Origin of the sequence: Acetatifactor muris, assembly GCF_024623325.1 — a bacterium.
Taxonomy (GTDB): Bacteria; Bacillota; Clostridia; order Lachnospirales; family Lachnospiraceae; genus Acetatifactor; species Acetatifactor muris.
In genome coordinates, this window is the sequence record NZ_JANJZD010000084.1 from 1 (window position 1) to 3,437 (window position 3,437).

General features: G+C 46.1%; 3 protein-coding genes. All 3 read left to right on the forward strand.

Going from position 1 to position 3,437, the window contains the following annotated elements; translation table 11 throughout:
* Positions 1 to 147: 147 nt before the first annotated feature.
* The 3 genes from NSB25_RS28870 to NSB25_RS28880 are packed head-to-tail and all read left to right on the forward strand — an operon-like array spanning position 148 to position 3,346.
* Positions 148 to 1,380 carry a tyrosine-type recombinase/integrase gene (locus NSB25_RS28870; protein WP_103242778.1) on the forward strand — a complete coding sequence of 411 codons (1,233 nt, stop codon included), beginning with the start codon at positions 148 to 150 and terminating at the stop codon, positions 1,378 to 1,380.
* Positions 1,380 to 2,321 carry a tyrosine-type recombinase/integrase gene (locus tag NSB25_RS28875; protein ID WP_103242777.1) on the forward strand — a complete coding sequence of 314 codons (942 nt, stop codon included), beginning with the start codon at positions 1,380 to 1,382 and terminating at the stop codon, positions 2,319 to 2,321. Before NSB25_RS28870 ends, NSB25_RS28875 begins: the two co-directional genes overlap by 1 nt.
* Positions 2,318 to 3,346 (forward strand): tyrosine-type recombinase/integrase, encoded by a 1,029-nt coding sequence (locus tag NSB25_RS28880; RefSeq protein ID WP_103242776.1) that lies wholly within the window; start codon positions 2,318 to 2,320, stop codon positions 3,344 to 3,346. Before NSB25_RS28875 ends, NSB25_RS28880 begins: the two co-directional genes overlap by 4 nt.
* Positions 3,347 to 3,437 lie beyond the last annotated feature (91 nt).

Consider the following 3,437-nt stretch of genomic DNA (forward strand, 5'->3'; position numbering starts at 1 on the left):
TGTTGATTATTCCGATTTGCGGATTATTCCGATTATATCATGTCTTTTCAGGCTGTGTCTATATTTCAACACCAAAAATCGGAATAATTCTTGTGTATAAAAAACATTTATGTTTCCATGTAATCGGGCAAATAGGAGGGCCTTTACATGGAAAAATTAAATTTAAGAGAACACATTGATTATGTAATTCAATGCACAAAAGAACTGGGGCTGTCCCAAAGTACGGTTGACCATTATTTAAGGCATTACAAAGCGGTATTCCTGTTCTGTACAGAGAATGGAATTGATACTTTCACATATCAGGATGCTGCGGATTTCTGTAAGTCCAGGTATGGTACGGATTTCCAAAAATCTTCGGCTAAGGATGCGAGAAAAGTCGCTTATACAATTGCTAGATATTTTGAAAACGGAGAATTCAGCTGGAAAGCAACTACTTTTTCAACATATAATCCTTCTTCTGGGGAATATAAGGAACTGATGGCTGGATTTAATCAGGAACTGTCAAAAAAACTCAGTCCCGGTACAGTCAGACCGGAAATGATAATTATACGGCAGTTCCTGTATTTCTTAGAACAGACCGGAGTGGAAGATACATCCTCCATAACTTCTGAAAATGTTCTGGATTTTGTCCGCCGGGAAGCCCCAAACCATAAAGGCAGCATGCCAAGACTGTTGCGGACACTGAGGAACTTTGTGTGTTTCTTGCGGGCCAGAGGAATTGTTGATCTGGATGCAGACCGTTTCCTGGGTACGGCTGGCAGAAGTAGGCAGAAAGCCCTGCCCTGCTTTACAGATGATGAACTGCAATCCATATTCTCCCAGATAGACCGTACAACTGACAAAGGACGGCGGGATTACGCCATATTCCTTCTTGCCATGAGGACAGGGATGCGGGCTTCTGATATATCAGAACTTAAGCTTACTGACATCTCATGGACAGAAAGGACCATACGGGTGACCCAAAAAAAGACAAAGGTTTCCCTGCTGCTGCCGCTTCCCATCGATGTCGGAAATGCCATTGCGGATTATATCCTCCATTCCAGACCCCGAATGGATACCCCCTATGTATTTCTGCGCATACTGTATCCTGTTTCTGGTATCCCCGTCAGTCCGACGCTCTTCAATGTAGCCCTGCGTGAGTATGTGGAAGCGGCTGGAATTGCCCGTACCGGCTGGGATGGGAAGTCTTTTCACGCGTTACGGAGGACTGCCGGGACAAAAATGGTGGTTTCAGGAACCTCCATTTCTACAGTTGCCCAGGTTCTCGGGCATGGAAACATCGAATCTTCCAAACGGTATATCGCATTGGATACGGAAAAACTGCGGGAGTGCTGTCTGGATCTCGGCGCAATGCATACACGAAAGGAGGGGCTTGTATAATGGTTTCCTTCCAAAGTAAATTTGCGTCTGACATACAAAGAATGAGGGAGTGGCGTAAAATCCTCGGATACGCGGAGGACAGCTATGACAGGCATCTGGTGCAGTTTGACAGGTACTGCCGGGACGTTTTCCCTGATGCGGATGTCCTTACATGGGACATAGCCCTGTCCTATCTGCAGGCAAAACGGGAACGCTGTGATATTTATGTAGATGTGGCTGCTGTCAGGAACCTCGGTCGGTACCAGATCCTGTCAGGCAAGGATGCCTGTGTATTTCCGGCAGATTATTTCAGCTATAAGAAAAGAAATCTCCCATATATCATGAGTGAAGAAGAATGCCGACGTTTTTTCCATGCGACCGACAGGTATCCTCATAACCCGGCAAGCCCGCTCATGGAGTATACGGCAGCCACTATCTTCCGCCTCCAGTATTCTACCGGGATGAGGCCCCAGGAGGTCAGGCATCTTAAGAGGCAGGACTTTGATTTTAGCCATGACACGATATATATCGCGGATTCCAAAAGGCATAAGGACAGACGCATAGCAGTAGACCACGGGATAATGGATATGTGCCGCAATTATGACAGCATTGCACGGGGAATGTATCCCGGTACGGAAATATTTTTCCCAAACAGGAACGGAAACGAACATTGGGCACAAAGCATCAGCACCCTTTTCCATAAGTGCTGGAAAATAGCTGGGAACCCTGAAGTTCCTGAACGTTACTGCACACCCTACATCCTCAGGCATAACTTTGCCACACAGACCCTGACACGCTGGATGGAAGAGGGCAAAGATTTTGGGCAGTTTCTACCTTATCTAAGCGCCTATATGGGGCACCAGACTTTCCGGGAGACCTGCTACTATCTGCACCTTTTACCGGAACGCCTGTCAAAGATGGAGTTCATGGACATTTCCGGCATGATCGGAGGTGAACGATGAAAAGCAATTCTTTTTGGAAGAAGTTGAAAGAATATTTTGGCGTTTACCTTCCCAGACAGCGCAACAGCAGCGAGAAAACGATCGCTTCCTGTCATATGGCATGGAATCTCCTGCTCCGCTTTTTACTGCAGGAGAAAGGGATTCCTGCTTCCGGGTTGAAATTTGAAAGCTTTACATCTGCCATTCTGACAGAGTTCCTGGATACAATGGAAGATCGGAAAGGCTGGAAGGAATCCACACGTAATAACAGGCTGAGCTGCATACGTTCGTTTTTTAAGTTTGCGGCGTATACCTGTCCTGAAGTATATACAGTATATGCCGATCTCTGTACAATACCGCTTAAAAAAGGGACAGATAACTCACGTGTCGTGCGCCATATGCCAAAAGACGCGGTTGCTGAAATCATTGGATGTACGGATGCGGATACTCCAAAAGGGCTGCGTGACCGCTTCTTCCTGACGCTGATGTATGACACGGCAGCCCGTGACGGGGAAATGCTTCAGCTGAAGCTGTCTGATATAAATGTGGACAATTCGACCATCTGCCTGTTCGGAAAAGGTGCCAAGCCACGTCTTGTACCTGTTTCCAAAGAAACCATGCAGATGTTCAGCAGATATAAGTCCTTATTCCACAATGACAGTAAAAAGGACTGTTTTCTCTTTTATACAAAGCACCGGAAAGAAAAAACTCCCATGTCGGATGACAATGTTGCCCGTTTTCTGAAAAAATATGCAGCTGAGGCACGCACACGGAACGTCCATGTCCCGGACAATGTACACCCGCATATGCTGAGGCACTCACGGGCAATGCACCTGTACCAGAACGGGATGCCGCTCGCCATGCTGTCAGAATTCCTCGGCCATGAAGATCCGGAAACCACACTGATCTATGCCTATGCCGATACGGAGATGAAACGTCAGGCAGTGGAAAAAGCGTCAAAAGATTTATTGACGGCAAATATCAAGGATGATTCTCCCATATGGGAATCGCAGGATATCATAGACCAGTTATTAAGAGGCTATTAAAAAGTTATTCCGATAAACTTGTTTGAAAGATCGTAAATACTGCTTACAGAACGAGTTTATCGGAATAATCCCAAAATCGGAATAATCCAGA

Coding starts and splice junctions, on each gene's coding strand:
- NSB25_RS28870 (WP_103242778.1), top strand. CDS start 148: ATGGAAAAATTAAATTTAAGAGAACACATTGATTATGTAATTCAATGC.
- NSB25_RS28875 (WP_103242777.1), top strand. CDS start 1,380: ATGGTTTCCTTCCAAAGTAAATTTGCGTCTGACATACAAAGAATGAGG.
- NSB25_RS28880 (WP_103242776.1), top strand. CDS start 2,318: ATGAAAAGCAATTCTTTTTGGAAGAAGTTGAAAGAATATTTTGGCGTT.